A 14,343-nucleotide genomic window follows, 5' to 3' on the forward strand; every position below is an offset into this window, starting at 1 on the left:
CTCGCCCAAGCGCCTACAATCGACGGCCGATTTCTGGAGAACCTCATGACGCTGCTCAAATTCACCGGTGTATCCCTTGCCCATGGCGCCATGCCGCTGCTCGATGGTGTGAGCTGGCAGATCGCGCGCGGGGAGCGTGTGTGTATCATTGGCCGCAATGGGACAGGCAAGTCGAGCATGCTGCGCCTGGTGAAGGGCGATAATTATCCTGACGACGGCGAGATCTGGCGAGCGCCCGCCTTGAAGATCGGTGAGCTGCCGCAGGAGCTACCTCGCGCCGACGAGCGCAGTGTCTTCGACGTCGTGGCAGAAGGCCTGGCCGGTGTCGGTGAGCTTCTCGCGCAATACCACAAGCTCAGCCTGACTGTGCAGACCGAGGACGACCTTACACAGCTTGCCCGTGTGCAGCAGGAACTGGAGGCTCGTGATGGCTGGCGGCTTCAGCAGCTGGTAGAGAGCACGCTGAGCCGGCTGCAGCTACCCGCGGACAAGACGCTAGCCGAGCTGTCCGGAGGCTGGCGCCGCCGGGTGTTGCTTGCTCAGGCGCTGGTGGCCGAGCCCGATCTTTTGCTGCTGGATGAGCCGACCAACCACCTGGATATCGGCGCAATTGCCTGGTTGGAAGAAGCCCTGCTGAGCTTCAATGGCGCGGTTATTTTCATTACCCACGACCGTGCGTTCCTGCAGAGCCTGGCCACCCGGATTCTGGAACTCGACCGCGGTCATCTCATCGACTGGAACGGCGACTACGCCAGCTTTCTCGTTCACAAGGAGCAGCAACTGGCGGCTGAAGAAGCAGCCAATGCGCTGTTCGACAAACGCCTTGCGCAGGAAGAAGTGTGGATTCGGCAGGGCATCAAGGCCCGTCGCACCCGAAACGAAGGACGCGTGCGCGCCCTCAAGGCGATGCGCATGGAGCGTAGTGAGCGGCGTGAACGTCAGGGCAAGGCAAACTTCCAGGTCGAGGTCGCGGACAAGTCCGGCAAGCAGGTGATCGTCGCCGAGCATGTGACGTACGGCCATCCTGGGCAGGCAGCGCTGGTCCGTGACTTCTCCATGGTCATCCAGCGCGGTGATCGGATTGGCTTGCTTGGTGCAAACGGAACGGGCAAGACGACATTGCTTCGCCTCCTTCTGGATGAGCTTCAGCCCAATTCAGGCACTGTCGAGGCAGGCACCAAACTTGAAGTCGCCTATTTCGACCAGCTGCGTCTTCAGCTTGACCCTGAGAAGACGGTAGTCGACAACGTTGCGGAAGGGCGCGACTTCATCACCATCAATGGGCAGAACCGCCACATATTGAGCTACCTCGGCGATTTCCTCTTCAGCCCGCAGCGCGCTCGGACGCCAGTCAAGGCGCTGTCGGGCGGAGAACGCGCCCGCTTGCTGCTCGCCAAGCTTTTCAGCAAACCAGCCAACATGCTGGTCCTCGACGAACCGACCAATGACCTGGACGTGGAAACCCTCGAATTGCTGGAGGAAATCCTGCTGGAATTCCAAGGTACCGTATTGATCGTGAGCCACGACCGTGCATTCCTCGATAACGTCGTTACCAGCACCCTGGTATTCGAAGGGCAGGGACGGGTCAGGGAATATGTCGGCGGGTATCAGGATTGGCTGCGTCAGGGCGGCTCACCCCGGCTGCTGGGTGTGGCCGAGCGGCCTATGGAGCAGGTAGAGAATGCACCGGAAACTTCGGCTGCGCCCCAGGTCCAGCCGGAACCCGCTGCGCGCAAGAAGCTCAGCTACAAGCTCCAGCGTGAGCTTGACTCGATTCCAGAGCAGATCGATGCTCTAGAGGCGAAACTGGCCGCGCTCAACGAGCAGGTTTCCGCTGCGGATTTCTACACGCGGCCCAGTGCGGAGACGACAGCGGTGCTGGCGGATATGGAGCGTGTCCAACAGGAACTCGATGCGCTTCTGGACCGATGGTCCGAGCTCGAGGGCTGATCATGCTCGGTGCAGCGTACTTCCTGTAGCTCAAGCGGGCCCGACGTATCGGGCCCGCTCTATTGTCAGCGTCGTTCGGTGAGTTTGACTGCCAGTACGTCGCACGGCGCGCCGTGAAGCACGTCGTTGGCTGTGGAGCCCAGCAGCAGTGCGAGGCCGTGGCGGCCATGGCTGCCCACGACGATCATGTCGCAGCCTTGCTCTTCGGCGAGGCGATGAATCTCCTGCCGCGGCTGCCCATAGGCAAGGTGTTTGTTTTCGGCGGGTACGTTGTGCTGAGCGGTGAACGCGTCCAATCGCTCCCGGGCTTGTTCGAATTGCTGCTGTTGCAGCATGGAGAGGTCCATTGGTACGTCGCCACCGAATGCCATGGCCATGGGTTCGACGATATGAATGAGGGAAAACTTGGCCTGGCAGGCTTCAGCCAGAGCCTGTGCGCGGCGAATGACAGGATGGCAGTCATCGGCCAGATCGATCGCAGCCAGAATGTGGCGGTAGGTCATGGCAGTCTCCTTGGATATCGAGCTGTTTTGCTGAAAGGTGAGCAGGTTTCCCGCCCGCCTGGCAGTTACGCATTGGCTTTGATGCAACGCTAGGAAGCGCCGCGCTTTTTATTCTCGCCTCTTCACCCTGGATGTTACGGCGAAGACGCAGCTTTTTTATTGGCACTGTCGTATGACCATCTGGATCGTTTTAATGCTCCTCCTCGCGGTACTGAGCCCCTTGGCTTGGCTCATGCCTTCTCGTCGCCAGCGCGGCAGTATGGATATGCGGCTGGCAGCACGCACGCAGGGTGTCGCCATGCAGCTTGCCGGACAACAGTGGCCACATTGGCAGCAGCCGGAGCCGCCGCAACGGTGTCCGCAATACTATGTCCCAAGACAGCGAAGCCGGGTAGATAGCTGGAGCTATTGGCAGCCAAGTCCGGGTGTATGGGTGAACCAATGGCGCGAGCCCTGCAACGATGTCCGCCTGGCACCCATCCTCGCGACGTTGCCAGCGGATGCCTACAAGGTCGAGGCGGGACCTCAACTGGTCTCCGTATTTTGGGGAGAGCGCGGTGGGCGGGAAGGGCTTTCGCGTATCACTGAAGCGCTCAAGACCCTTGCCTGATATCGCTCGGAATACTGTAGCGAAGCCGCGAGCCGCTGAAATTAAAACGCCCGATGCGAACACCGGGCGGGAGGCCTTCAGGCAGGCCGGAAATCGTGGCATGGAGCATGGTGTCAGCACAGGCTGCGAGAATGCCGTGCGTGTCCTTCGGCACCCGGCGCTCACCTGATATGGACCGGTAGCCAGCCGAGGTGTTCGCCGTGGCAATTTCGGCGGTCCGTGTGCCGTTGATTGGCGAGCGGATAACTTCATGGTCTGGCTTCGAATCTACGGATGCTTGTTCTTACGTCCTTGGTGCCGCGCTACTTTACTGATCGTCTGACGCGCTGCCTAGGACTCAGGATCGCGCTGCGTGAAAGGCACCATGCGCAGCGGTAACGCCGCATTAGAGCCAGATGAAACGGGATCGCACGGTGCCTCATGTCTACGCCTGTTTTCGCTCAATCGAGATGTAACCGGTCTCGGCTATGCTCGGACATGCGATGAAACGGCTTTCGTACACCTCGGCCTGGACGACGATTTGACAAAGCCTTCAATTTGGCTGAATGTGCGAAAACCCGAATCAAACGATCGTATGAATCAAGCGTTCTATCTCAGGATGCTTCGTTCATCGCTCATACGGCGCCAGCGGACAGGGTGAACTTCAGATAGTCCGTGCGCTCTCCATCAGTTTCGTTACCCTGGAGATCAGTTGATGATTTACGAAGGTAAAGCCATCACGGTTCAGTCGGTCGAAGACGGGATTGCGGTCCTTAAATTCGACCTCGACGGCGAATCGGTCAATAAATTCAATAGGCTCACCCTCGATGAACTGCGTCAGGCCGTCGATGCAATCAAGGCGGACAGCAGCGTCAAGGGCGTAATCGTCACCAGTGGCAAGGACGTGTTCATCGTCGGCGCCGACATCACTGAGTTCGTGGATTCTTTCCGCCTTCCGGATGAGGAATTGCTGGCGTGGGTGGGTCACGCCAACGCCATATTCAGCGACTTTGAGGACCTGCCTGTTCCCACCGTGGTCGCGATCAACGGCATCGCACTGGGTGGCGGTCTTGAAATGTGCCTGGCCGCCGACTTCCGTGTCGCCAGTGAGGCCGCCAAGGTGGGTCTGCCGGAAGTGAAGCTGGGCATCTACCCTGGATTCGGCGGTACTGTCCGCCTGCCGCGCGTGATCGGCACGGACAACGCGATTGAATGGATCGCGTCCGGTAAGGAAAACACGGCTCAGGAAGCCCTGAACGTTGGCGCGGTCGACGCGGTCGTTAAAGCCGAGCAGCTCGAGGCCGCCGCGCGTGACCTGTTGAAGCGCGCTATCTCCGGCGAGATCGATTACAAGGCGCGTCGTCAGCCGAAGCTCGAAAAGCTCAAGCTCAATCCGATCGAACAGATGATGGCGTTCGAATCGTCGAAGGGCTACGTAGCGGGTAAGGCGGGGCCGCACTATCCAGCGCCGGTCGATGCGATCAAGGCTATCCAGAAAGCGGCCGGCCATGGCCGGGACAAGGCGCTTGAAATCGAGGCTGCAGGTTTCGTCAAGCTGGCCAAGTCGTCCGTCTCCGCGAGTCTGGTTGGATTGTTCCTCAATGATCAGGCGCTGAAGAAGAAGGCCAAGCGTTATGACGCCATGGCCGCCGACGTCAAGCAGGCGGCGGTGCTCGGCGCAGGCATCATGGGTGGTGGTATTGCCTATCAATCGGCCCTCAAGGGTACGCCCATCCTCATGAAGGACATCCGTGAGGAAGCGATCCAGTTGGGTCTCTCCGAAGCATCCAAGCTGCTCGGCAAGCGTGTCGAGAAGGGCAAGCTGGACTCAGCCAAAATGGCCGTTGCGCTGAATGCCATCCGTCCGACACTGTCGTACGGCGATTTTGGTGGCGTGGATGTCGTGGTGGAAGCGGTCGTCGAAAACCCGAAGATCAAGCAGTCCGTTCTTGCCGAAGTGGAAGGGCAGGTGCGTGAAGACGCCGTGCTGGCGTCGAACACCTCGACCATTTCCATCAACGTGCTGGCGCAGGCACTGAAGCGGCCTGAGAATTTCTGTGGCATGCACTTCTTCAATCCGGTGCACATGATGCCGCTGGTGGAAGTCATCCGTGGCGAGAAGACGTCGGAGAAGACGATCGCCACGGTTGTCGCCTACGCCAAGAAGATGGGCAAGAGCCCGATCGTGGTCAATGACTGCCCAGGGTTTTTGGTCAACCGCGTGCTATTCCCTTACTTCGGTGGCTTCGCCAAGCTGGTTGGCGCGGGCGTCGATTTCGCTCGTATCGATAAGATCATGGAGCGTTTTGGTTGGCCGATGGGGCCGGCTTACCTCATGGATGTGGTCGGTATCGATACCGCACACCACGCCCGTGATGTCATGGCTGAAGGCTTCCCGGATCGCATGAAGGAAGAGGGCAAGACGGCTGTTGATGCACTGTACGAAGCCAATCGTCTCGGACAGAAGAACGGTAAGGGCTTCTATGTCTATGAAACCGACAAGCGCGGCAAGCCGAAGAAGGTCGTCGACCCGACCATCAATGACGTCCTCGCCCCGATCGTTGGCCAGGTACGTGAGGTAAGTGACGACGACATCCTCAACTGGATGATGATCCCGCTTTGCCTGGAAACCGTACGCTGCCTGGAAGACGGCATTGTCGAAACGGCAGCCGAGGCTGATATGGGCCTTATCTACGGCATCGGCTTCCCTCCCTTCCGTGGTGGCGCGCTGCGCTATATCGACGCAATCGGCGTGGCCGAATTCGTCGCGCTGGCAGACAACTACGCCGATCTGGGCCCGATGTATCACCCAACCGAAAAACTGCGCGAAATGGCCAAGAGCGGCCAGTCGTTCTTCGGTTAAGGAGTCGAGAGCATGAGCAAATTGAATCCGAGAGACGCGGTTATCGTCGACTTTGGCCGGACCCCGATGGGACGGTCAAAGGGCGGCATGCATCGCAACGTACGCGCTGAAACCATGTCAGCCGAGCTGATCACCAAGCTGTTGGCACGAAACGAGAAGGTGAATCCAGCAGAAGTCGAGGATGTGATCTGGGGCTGTGTGAACCAGACACTCGAGCAGGGTTGGAACATTGCGCGGATGGCGTCGCTGATGACGCCAATCCCTCATACGAGCGCGGCGCAGACGGTCAGCCGTCTTTGCGGCTCATCCATGAGCGCATTGCATACGGCGGTGCAAGCTATCCAGACGAACAATGGTGACGTCTTCGTCATCGGCGGCGTCGAGCACATGGGGCACGTGGGTATGATGCATGGCGTCGATCCGAACCCGCACCTTTCCCTGCACGCAGCCAAAGCGTCCGGCATGATGGGCCTGACTGCTGAAATGCTTGGCAAGATGCACGGTATCAGCCGCGAGGCGCAGGACAAGTTCGGCGAGCGCTCTCACCGCCTGGCGTGGAAAGCTACTCAGGACGGTTCGTTCAAGGATGAGATCATCCCCATGGAAGGCCACGACGAAAATGGTTTCCTGAAGGTGTTCGATTATGACGAAACCATTCGTCCTGATACGACCTACGAGGCCTTGTCCGAGCTCAAGCCGGCCTTCAATCCGAAAGGTGGTACGGTCACGGCCGGTACGTCGTCGCAGATCACCGATGGCGCGTCCTGCATGATCGTCATGTCGGCTCAGCGCGCGCAGGACCTCGGTATCCAGCCGATGGCGGTCGTGCGTTCGATGGCAGTCGCGGGTGTTGATCCAGCGATCATGGGCTACGGCCCTGTACCGGCAACCCAGAAGGCGCTGAAGCGTGCCGGACTGTCCATGGATGACATCGACTACCTGGAGCTGAACGAAGCCTTCGCTGCCCAGGCATTGCCGGTGTTGAAGGATCTGAAACTGTTAGACAAGATGGAGGAGAAGGTCAACCTGCATGGCGGCGCCATCGCGTTGGGCCATCCTTTCGGTTGCTCCGGTGCGCGCATATCTGGCACCCTGCTCAACATCATGAAACAGAACAACGGCGCGCTCGGCGTTGCGACCATGTGTATTGGTCTTGGCCAGGGGATCTCTACGGTCTTCGAGCGCGTTTGATCTATCGTGCCTTGCGGCTCCTGCAAGGCTTTGAAACACAGTGAGCCGGAGTGAAAACTCCGGCTTCCTTATTTGGAACAGGCGTTTCTTATGTCGCTTCAACCTGGTCTTTACCGCCATTACAAGGGTGCCGACTATCGTGTGCTCGGTACGGTGCGGCATTCCGAGACCGACGAGACGCTGGTTCTCTACCAAGCACTCTATGGTGAATTTGGGCTCTGGGTACGCCCCTTGAGCATGTTCACCGAAGGCGTTCAAGTCGATGGCGAGCAGGTTCCGCGTTTCGCCCTCATTCAAGCCGAAGAGCCCCTTACTTCGCGGTTGTGAGCCCAGCAGGCGGGCTCCGTCCGCTTGACCTTCGCTCTTTCGCCACTATATATAGCGGTGCCGCGCTGGCGGCAGCCTCGCTTTAATACACCGAATTCAGGAATCAACCGATCCATGGGCAAATCGCTGGTCATCGTGGAGTCTCCGGCCAAGGCCAAGACCATCAACAAGTATCTGGGCAACCAGTACGTGGTGAAGTCGAGCATCGGCCACATCCGCGACCTGCCTACGAGCGGCAGTGGCTCTGCATCCAAGGAGCCGGCCAAACGCGGCAAGACCGCGGGTGAAACACCCGCACTCTCGCCCAAGGAAAAAGCCAAACGGCAACTGTTCACCCGTATGGGCGTCGATCCCGAGCATGGCTGGAAGGCCAAGTACGAGATCCTTCCAGGCAAGGAAAAGGTGATCGATGAGTTGCGCCGTCTGGCCAAGGATGCCGACACCATCTATCTCGCGACCGACTTGGACCGTGAAGGGGAGGCGATCGCCTGGCACCTGCGCGAATCCATTGGCGGCGACGAAAGCCGGTACAAGCGGGTGGTGTTCAACGAGATCACCAAGAAGGCCATTCAAGACGCGTTCTCCAAACCCGGCGAACTCGATATCAATCGCGTCAACGCGCAGCAGGCTCGCCGCTTTCTTGATCGCGTAGTGGGCTACATGGTTTCGCCGCTGCTTTGGCAAAAGATTGCGCGAGGGTTGTCGGCCGGTCGTGTCCAGTCCGTTGCCGTGAAACTTGTAGTGGAGCGCGAGCGTGAAATCCGTGCATTCATCCCAGAGGAGTACTGGGAAGTCCATGCGGACCTTGCATCCGCGCGAAATGCCCAGGTCCGCTTCGAGGTGGTGCGAGAAAACGGCGAAGCATTCAAGCCGCTCAATGAAGAGCAGGCAATGTCTGCGCTCGAGCGTCTGAAAGCATCGAGCTATAGCGTTGCCAGGCGCGAAGACAAGCCAACCAGCAGCAAGCCTTCAGCGCCGTTCATCACATCAACGCTGCAACAGGCCGCGAGTACCCGTCTTGGCTTCGGTGTGAAGAAGACAATGATGATGGCCCAGCGTCTCTACGAGGCGGGCTACATCACTTATATGCGTACCGACTCCACCAATCTGTCGGCTGATGCAATTGGTATGGTGCGCGGTTTCATCGAACACGAATACGGCGACCGGTACCTCCCGTCCAAGCCGAATTTCTATTCGAGCAAGGAAGGCGCGCAAGAGGCCCACGAAGCGATCCGTCCTTCGGATGTCAACCTTCGTCCGACGCAGCTCTCCGGCATGGAGCGTGACGCCGAGCGTCTGTATGACCTGATTTGGCGCCAGTTCGTCGCTTGCCAGATGCCGCCGGCCGAGTACCTTTCCACGACTATCACCGTGGGCGCCGGCTCGTTCGAGTTGCGCGCCAAGGGTCGCATTCTGAAGTTCGACGGTTACACCCGGGCCATGCCCCAGCAGGGCAAGGCGGGCGAGGACGATGTCCTTCCGGAGATGAGCCAGGGCGAGTCGCTCCAGCTCATCAAGCTTGACCCTAGCCAGCATTTCACCAAGCCGCCGGCACGTTACTCTGAAGCGAGCCTGGTAAAGGAACTGGAGAAGCGCGGCATTGGTCGCCCATCGACGTACGCCGCGATCATCTCCACCATCCAGGATCGTGGTTATGTGACTGTCCACAATCGCCGGTTCTATGCGGAAAAGATGGGCGATATCGTCACCGATCGTTTATCCGAGAGTTTCTCCAATCTTATGGATTACGGCTTCACCGCCGGCATGGAAGAGAACCTCGATGACGTCGCGCATGGTGAGCGGGAGTGGAAGCATCTACTCGACGAGTTCTATGCCGACTTCAAGATGAAGCTTGAGAAAGCGGAAGTGTCGGACGCCGGCATGCGCGCCAACCAGCCGACGCTGACCGACATTCCTTGCAAGGAATGCGGCCGACCCATGATGATTCGGACGGCTTCCACAGGCGTATTCCTGGGATGCTCGGGTTATTCATTGCCGCCCAAGGAACGCTGCAAGGCGACGGTGAACCTGATTCCTGGTGATGAAATTGCCGCGGATGACGAGGGTGAATCCGAGTCGCGCGTACTTCGTAACAAGCGTCGCTGCGAGAAGTGCGGTACCGCCATGGACGCCTACCTGCTCGATGACAAGCACAAGCTGCATATCTGCGGTAATAACCCGGATTGCTCGGGTTACGAGATCGAGGAAGGGCAGTACCGTATCAAAGGTTACGAAGGCCCAAGCCTTGAGTGCGACAAGTGCGGGAGCGAGATGCAGCTCAAGACGGGCCGCTTCGGCAAGTTCTTCGGCTGTACGAATGCCGCCTGCAAGAACACCCGCAAGCTATTGAAGAATGGCGAGCCGGCGCCGCCGAAGATGGATGCCGTGCAAATGCCTGAATTGCGTTGCGAAAAAGTCGACGACCATTATGTACTGCGCGACGGGGCGTCCGGGTTGTTCCTGGCAGCAAGCGGCTTCCCAAAGAACCGAGAAACGCGGGCACCGCTGGTAGCTGAATTGCTGCCGCACAAGGACGAGATAGATCCAAAGTATCACTTCCTGCTCAAGGCGCCGCAGAAGGATCCCGACGGCCGGCCCGCCGTGATTCGCTTCAGCCGGAAGACCAAAGAGCAGTACGTCCAGTCCGAAGTCGATGGCAAGCCTACCGGCTGGAAGGCGTTCTTCGACGGTGGCAAATGGAAGGTCGAAGAAAAGCGCTGACAGCGCCCTACGACGAAGCGCGCTGATTGTTGCGATCAGCGCGTTATAGTCGTTTCATCTTGCTGCTAGCCACGCACAACCAGGAGCGCGCCATGAGTCATGAGCGGTATACACGCACCAACCAAAAGCTGTTCTATGCTGGCCTGGCTCTGGACACCTGGCGCGAGGCCGCCCAAAGCGGCGCATTCACGGCGCCTGCGAAAACCCAGGCTGCACGCGAGGAAGCCGTATTTCACCTGTATGGTGCGGTGCTTGGTCTTTGCCACGAAGTTGCGGGTTATTACCGTATGCCCGGCGATGCCGATCCGAGCATTGAACAGTTTCTTGATGCCGGTCGGCTGGCAGCGACACCGAGCCCCGAATTTGCCGAGCTGTTCGAACTCTCGAGAAATAGGGAAACCTGGCTCGGGCAACTGCTATCTGCCTATACAGGCCTATTCCAGCCCCCGATGCCGCCCAAGGCGACCAAGCAGGACCCTACCTTGCCGCTGATTCAGGCTGTTGCAGTCGGCGAGGAGACGGAAAACACCGGGCTTACGCCAGAAATGCTCGAGTCCTGGCGCCAGTCGATCAAGGCGTTGGCGTTGCGTTTTCGTGAAGGGCTCAGCGAAATCTGATTTCTTGCTAGAGTCCGCCAGCTTCGCTGCTACAATGGCGGGTCAACAACGCGAGAGCCCCTTATGTCGACGTCCTTCCTTGAAATTGTTGAACTGCCTGATGGGCGCATTGCCCTTCGTCGTGCCGAGGACGAGCAGATGTTAGTCGAGCTCAACTTCACCGAAGCCGCCAAGGCGTTCATGCAGGGACATCATGTCGAGGTGGCCAAGGCCATGCTCAGCGTAGGTGTGCAGATGGCCGGAGAGCTGGCTGAGAATGATTTTCAGCACGACGAGCCTGATCGCGTTCTTCACTAACCCGATACCGTGCCGATCTGTTCTGCCTACGTTCATCTCCGCGTAAGTAGGAACACGGCTCGCTGCGTAAACATCCCTTCCAAGGCCATGTGGGATACTGTCGCTGACTGCGCGTCCCGCGCGGCATCCCCTTTTGCATATCTACTGGGGTAGCGGTTTCTCACTCGGAATGCATCTGCGCTAAGTCACTATGAGTGGCTCTAGGCTAGCGAGTCCGTCAGTAATTCATCTTGATGTTCAAGCCCTGCGCGTTGCCCGCTAGGGCTGCGAGGCTCAGCTGACGCCGCTCGCTACGGGAAAGCTTGTCGAACCACGTAACCACGGTATGGCTGCGGCCCAGGCTCAGCGCATCACAGGCGAGCTGTAGAGCGGCCTGGTTACCGCTCGGTTGAAGCAGCAGGATGCGCTCTCGATTCAACCCAGCATCACGGAGCCATGTCCGTGAAAGGCTTGTAGGTGGAGCGATGAGTGTCAGCCAGCGCGCGTCGCTGTTCTCGCTCAGGTCTCGCAAAACCGGCGCTAGCAAATGCAGGCACAGGCCTGAGGCACCGGAAAGGGTGATTTCGCTCAGGGTCTCGGCGTCTGTAAAGCCAACTTCTGCCGGCACGACGAGCGTTTCAGGAACCAGTAGCCCCACAGGCGGAGGGGGAGAAGACAACGGCAACTGGAATTGCATGGTTCGCTCCTTACCTTCGGATCACGCCGACACTCAACCCTTCAATAGTCAGGCTCTGCTGCTCCAGGTCCACCTCGATCGGATCGAACTCAGGGTTTTCAGCGATCAGCCAAACCTTATTGCCTTCTCGTTTGAAGCGTTTCACGGTGACTTCGTCATCGAGGCGTGCGACGACAACCTGGCCATTGAGTGCATCCTGTGTGCGGTGCACAGCCAAAAGGTCGCCATCGTGAATGCCGATGTCCTTCATACTCATGCCGCGGACCTTCAACAGGTAGTCGGCCTTTGGTTTGAAGAAATCCGGATTGATCTTGCACGCGTCTTCAATATGTTCCTGCGCCAGGATTGGGGCGCCTGCGGCTACGCGGCCGATGATAGGTAGCCCTTCATCCTCCGTGCCCGGTTCGAAGCCGGGGACGCGAATCCCGCGGGAGGCACCGGGTGTCATCTCAATGGCGCCCTTGCGCGCGAGGGCCTTTAGATGCTCTTCCGCAGCGTTTGGCGACTTGAACCCCAACTTCGTGGCAATCTCTGCACGTGTCGGCGGGTAACCGTTGTCTTCGATGCAGCGTTTGATGAATGTCAGGATTTCGGACTGGCGAGGCGTGAGCTTCAGCATGATGGCTCTGGCTTTTTATACAGGTGCTGGAAGTATATACAGTGTGCGCTGTTTGGCAATGCTCCTGTTACGCTCTGTCTGAGCAGACTTGCGCCTATAGATAGGCTCATCGATGATTGGCTATGCTTGACACTACAACAAGGTGAAACGTATGTTTCAAACACTTGTTTGTCAGGCATTTTTCAAATGGCCCAGTCGGAAACGGTCGAGCGCATACTCGACGCGGCGGAACAGCTGTTCGCCGAGAAAGGATTTGCGGAGACATCGCTGCGGCTGATCACCAGCAAGGCAGGTGTCAACCTGGCCGCAGTGAACTACCACTTCGGTTCAAAGAAGTCGCTCATCCAGGCGGTCTTTTCACGCTTCCTTGGGCCCTTCTGCGTGAATCTCGAACGTGAGTTGGATCTGCATGAGTCATCAGGTGCTAGTGCACCTGGCCTCGAGGAGCTTCTGCAGCTGGTGGTCGAACAAATGATCATCATCAAGCCTCGCAACGGTAATGACCTCTCGATGTTCATGCGATTGCTAGGGCTCGCCTTCAGCGAAAGTCAGGGACATCTGCGCCGTTACCTGGAGGAGGTGTATGGACGCGTTTTTCGCCGATTCATGCATCTGGTCCATGATGCTGCTCCGGACATTCCGCCCATCGAACTGTTCTGGCGGGTTCACTTCATGCTGGGTTCCGTTGCCTTCACCATGTCCGGGATAAAGGCCCTCAGGGCGATGGCAGAGAATGACTTCGGTGTGCATATGTCTACTGAGCAGGTGCTCCGCCTGATGGTGCCGTTCGTTGCTGCCGGCATGCGTGCCGATTCCGCGGTGACCGATGCCTCGCTCGCAAACGCTCAGTACCATCGACCGGCACTGTCGAACCCCTCCAGCTGATCCGTTAAGCTACGCCATTCACTTCGTACCGGCCCTTACGGTCGGTTCGACGGTTCCCTATGGCGCGAACATGCGCGCCTGACATCCAGTAAGGATTCGTTATGAATGGCTCCCTGATGCTCGACGTCCAGGGCACCTGGCTGACGGCTGAAGACCGGCACCTGTTGCGTCAGCCCCAGGTGGGCGGCTTGATCCTCTTTGCACGTAACGTGGAAACGCCTGCCCAAGTACGGGAGCTGTGCCGTGCCATTCGTGCGGTCCGCCCCGACATCTTGCTGGCGATCGACCAGGAAGGAGGGCGAGTACAGCGTATCCGCGACGGCTTCGTTCGGTTGCCTGCGATGCGCGACTTCGAAGGCCGTTCGGATGCGATACAACTCGCTCGGCATTGTGGCTGGGTCATGGCGACAGAGGTGCTTTCGGTTGGCCTCGATTTCAGTTTTGCCCCGGTGCTCGATCTCGACCATGGTCGTAGCGGCGTGATTGGTAGCCGCGCCTTTGGCGCTGACCCCTTGCGCACGGTCCCGCTGGCCGAAAGCTTCCTGGCAGGCATGAACGATGCCGGCATGCAAGCGACGGGCAAGCACTTCCCCGGGCACGGTTGGGCGGAGGCCGATTCGCATGTCGCCATCCCCGTCGATGATCGAAGCCTGAAGACCATCCGCGCCTGCGACATGGTGCCATTTTCGCGTTTGAGCCATCGGCTCGCAGCCGTGATGCCGGCACATGTCATCTATCCTCAAGTTGATGAGCAGCCCGCAGGGTTTTCTAAGCGATGGCTACAGGACATCCTGCGCGGCGAGTTAGGTTTTGAGGGCGTGATTTTCAGTGATGATCTCTCCATGGCAGGTGCGCACGTAGCTGGGGATGCGGGAAGCCGGATCGAAGCGGCGCTCAGCGCGGGCTGTGATATGGGCCTCGTCTGCAACGATCGGGCAGCGGCTGAGTTGGCATTGAGCACCTTGCAGCGACTCGACGTGAAGCCGAGCCCTCGGCTGTCTCGCATGCAGGCGACCGGAATGAGCAGTGATGACTATCGGTCCTCGCCCCGCTGGCTCGAAGCGCTTCGCGCGTTACGCGCCGCATCTCTCGTCGCCTGAGGCCT

Annotated in this window: 13 protein-coding genes; 10 read left to right on the forward strand and 3 right to left on the reverse strand. The window is 58.8% G+C overall.

The genetic code is table 11. The features are described 5' to 3' along the window. The first annotated feature begins 45 nt into the window (after nt 1-45). Nucleotides 46-1,950 carry an ATP-binding cassette domain-containing protein gene (locus ACY8D3_RS05680; RefSeq protein ID WP_462382399.1) on the forward strand — a complete coding sequence of 635 codons (1,905 nt, stop codon included), beginning with the start codon at nt 46-48 and terminating at the stop codon, nt 1,948-1,950. A gap of 65 nt (nt 1,951-2,015) precedes the next feature. On the opposite strand, the gene ACY8D3_RS05685 is transcribed toward ACY8D3_RS05680, so the two are convergent. After that, complete coding sequence (locus ACY8D3_RS05685) at nt 2,016-2,453, reverse strand: universal stress protein (protein ID WP_462382401.1); 438 nt, start codon at nt 2,451-2,453, stop codon at nt 2,016-2,018. 172 nt (nt 2,454-2,625) lie between these two features. On the opposite strand from ACY8D3_RS05685, the gene ACY8D3_RS05690 reads away from it, so the two are divergent. The 7 genes from ACY8D3_RS05690 (at nt 2,626) to ACY8D3_RS05720 (ending at nt 11,058) form a co-directional block, all read left to right on the forward strand. Further along, entirely contained in the window at nt 2,626-3,063 is a 438-nt protein-coding gene (locus ACY8D3_RS05690; protein WP_462382403.1) for a hypothetical protein, read from the forward strand. Between the two features lie 694 nt (nt 3,064-3,757). Next, entirely contained in the window at nt 3,758-5,905 is a 2,148-nt protein-coding gene (gene fadB / locus ACY8D3_RS05695; RefSeq protein WP_462382405.1) for a fatty acid oxidation complex subunit alpha FadB, read from the forward strand. 12 nt (nt 5,906-5,917) lie between these two features. Next, on the forward strand, nt 5,918-7,096 hold the full coding sequence (fadA, locus tag ACY8D3_RS05700; protein ID WP_462382406.1) for an acetyl-CoA C-acyltransferase FadA: 1,179 nt from the start codon (nt 5,918-5,920) through the stop codon (nt 7,094-7,096). 90 nt (nt 7,097-7,186) lie between these two features. After that, a complete protein-coding gene (locus ACY8D3_RS05705) occupies nt 7,187-7,423 on the forward strand; it encodes a DUF1653 domain-containing protein (RefSeq protein ID WP_462382408.1) in 237 nt (78 codons plus the stop codon). 114 nt (nt 7,424-7,537) lie between these two features. After that, complete coding sequence (topA, locus tag ACY8D3_RS05710) at nt 7,538-10,144, forward strand: type I DNA topoisomerase (RefSeq protein ID WP_462382410.1); 2,607 nt, start codon at nt 7,538-7,540, stop codon at nt 10,142-10,144. Nucleotides 10,145-10,236: 92 nt separating this feature from the next. After that, on the forward strand, nt 10,237-10,761 hold the full coding sequence (locus tag ACY8D3_RS05715) for a DUF6586 family protein (RefSeq protein WP_462382411.1): 525 nt from the start codon (nt 10,237-10,239) through the stop codon (nt 10,759-10,761). A gap of 63 nt (nt 10,762-10,824) precedes the next feature. Beyond that, on the forward strand, nt 10,825-11,058 hold the full coding sequence (locus ACY8D3_RS05720) for a hypothetical protein (RefSeq protein ID WP_462382413.1): 234 nt from the start codon (nt 10,825-10,827) through the stop codon (nt 11,056-11,058). A 217-nt stretch (nt 11,059-11,275) separates the two neighbouring features. On the opposite strand, the gene sulA is transcribed toward ACY8D3_RS05720, so the two are convergent. Further along, nucleotides 11,276-11,734, reverse strand: coding sequence for an SOS-induced cell division inhibitor SulA (sulA, locus tag ACY8D3_RS05725; protein WP_462382414.1), 459 nt, complete (start codon nt 11,732-11,734; stop codon nt 11,276-11,278). Nucleotides 11,735-11,744: 10 nt separating this feature from the next. Next, complete coding sequence (gene lexA, locus ACY8D3_RS05730; protein WP_462382416.1) at nt 11,745-12,353, reverse strand: transcriptional repressor LexA; 609 nt, start codon at nt 12,351-12,353, stop codon at nt 11,745-11,747. A 186-nt stretch (nt 12,354-12,539) separates the two neighbouring features. Here lexA and ACY8D3_RS05735 point away from each other — a divergent pair, with 186 nt between their 5' ends. Further along, nucleotides 12,540-13,238, forward strand: a complete 699-nt coding sequence (locus ACY8D3_RS05735) for a TetR/AcrR family transcriptional regulator (RefSeq protein ID WP_462382418.1) — start codon at nt 12,540-12,542, stop codon at nt 13,236-13,238. 101 nt (nt 13,239-13,339) lie between these two features. Next, entirely contained in the window at nt 13,340-14,338 is a 999-nt protein-coding gene (nagZ, locus tag ACY8D3_RS05740; protein WP_462382420.1) for a beta-N-acetylhexosaminidase, read from the forward strand. Nucleotides 14,339-14,343: the final 5 nt, after the last annotated feature.

Source organism: Pseudomonas sp. Marseille-QA0892, assembly GCF_054950135.1.

What these genes read in the sequence shown, in the direction of transcription:
- ACY8D3_RS05680 (WP_462382399.1), top strand. Translation starts at nt 46, where the DNA reads ATGACGCTGCTCAAATTCACCGGTGTATCCCTTGCCCATGGCGCCATG.
- ACY8D3_RS05685 (WP_462382401.1), bottom strand. Translation starts at nt 2,453, where the DNA reads ATGACCTACCGCCACATTCTGGCTGCGATCGATCTGGCCGATGACTGC.
- ACY8D3_RS05690 (WP_462382403.1), top strand. Translation starts at nt 2,626, where the DNA reads ATGACCATCTGGATCGTTTTAATGCTCCTCCTCGCGGTACTGAGCCCC.
- fadB (WP_462382405.1), top strand. Translation starts at nt 3,758, where the DNA reads ATGATTTACGAAGGTAAAGCCATCACGGTTCAGTCGGTCGAAGACGGG.
- fadA (WP_462382406.1), top strand. Translation starts at nt 5,918, where the DNA reads ATGAGCAAATTGAATCCGAGAGACGCGGTTATCGTCGACTTTGGCCGG.
- ACY8D3_RS05705 (WP_462382408.1), top strand. Translation starts at nt 7,187, where the DNA reads ATGTCGCTTCAACCTGGTCTTTACCGCCATTACAAGGGTGCCGACTAT.
- topA (WP_462382410.1), top strand. Translation starts at nt 7,538, where the DNA reads ATGGGCAAATCGCTGGTCATCGTGGAGTCTCCGGCCAAGGCCAAGACC.
- ACY8D3_RS05715 (WP_462382411.1), top strand. Translation starts at nt 10,237, where the DNA reads ATGAGTCATGAGCGGTATACACGCACCAACCAAAAGCTGTTCTATGCT.
- ACY8D3_RS05720 (WP_462382413.1), top strand. Translation starts at nt 10,825, where the DNA reads ATGTCGACGTCCTTCCTTGAAATTGTTGAACTGCCTGATGGGCGCATT.
- sulA (WP_462382414.1), bottom strand. Translation starts at nt 11,734, where the DNA reads ATGCAATTCCAGTTGCCGTTGTCTTCTCCCCCTCCGCCTGTGGGGCTA.
- lexA (WP_462382416.1), bottom strand. Translation starts at nt 12,353, where the DNA reads ATGCTGAAGCTCACGCCTCGCCAGTCCGAAATCCTGACATTCATCAAA.
- ACY8D3_RS05735 (WP_462382418.1), top strand. Translation starts at nt 12,540, where the DNA reads ATGGCCCAGTCGGAAACGGTCGAGCGCATACTCGACGCGGCGGAACAG.
- nagZ (WP_462382420.1), top strand. Translation starts at nt 13,340, where the DNA reads ATGAATGGCTCCCTGATGCTCGACGTCCAGGGCACCTGGCTGACGGCT.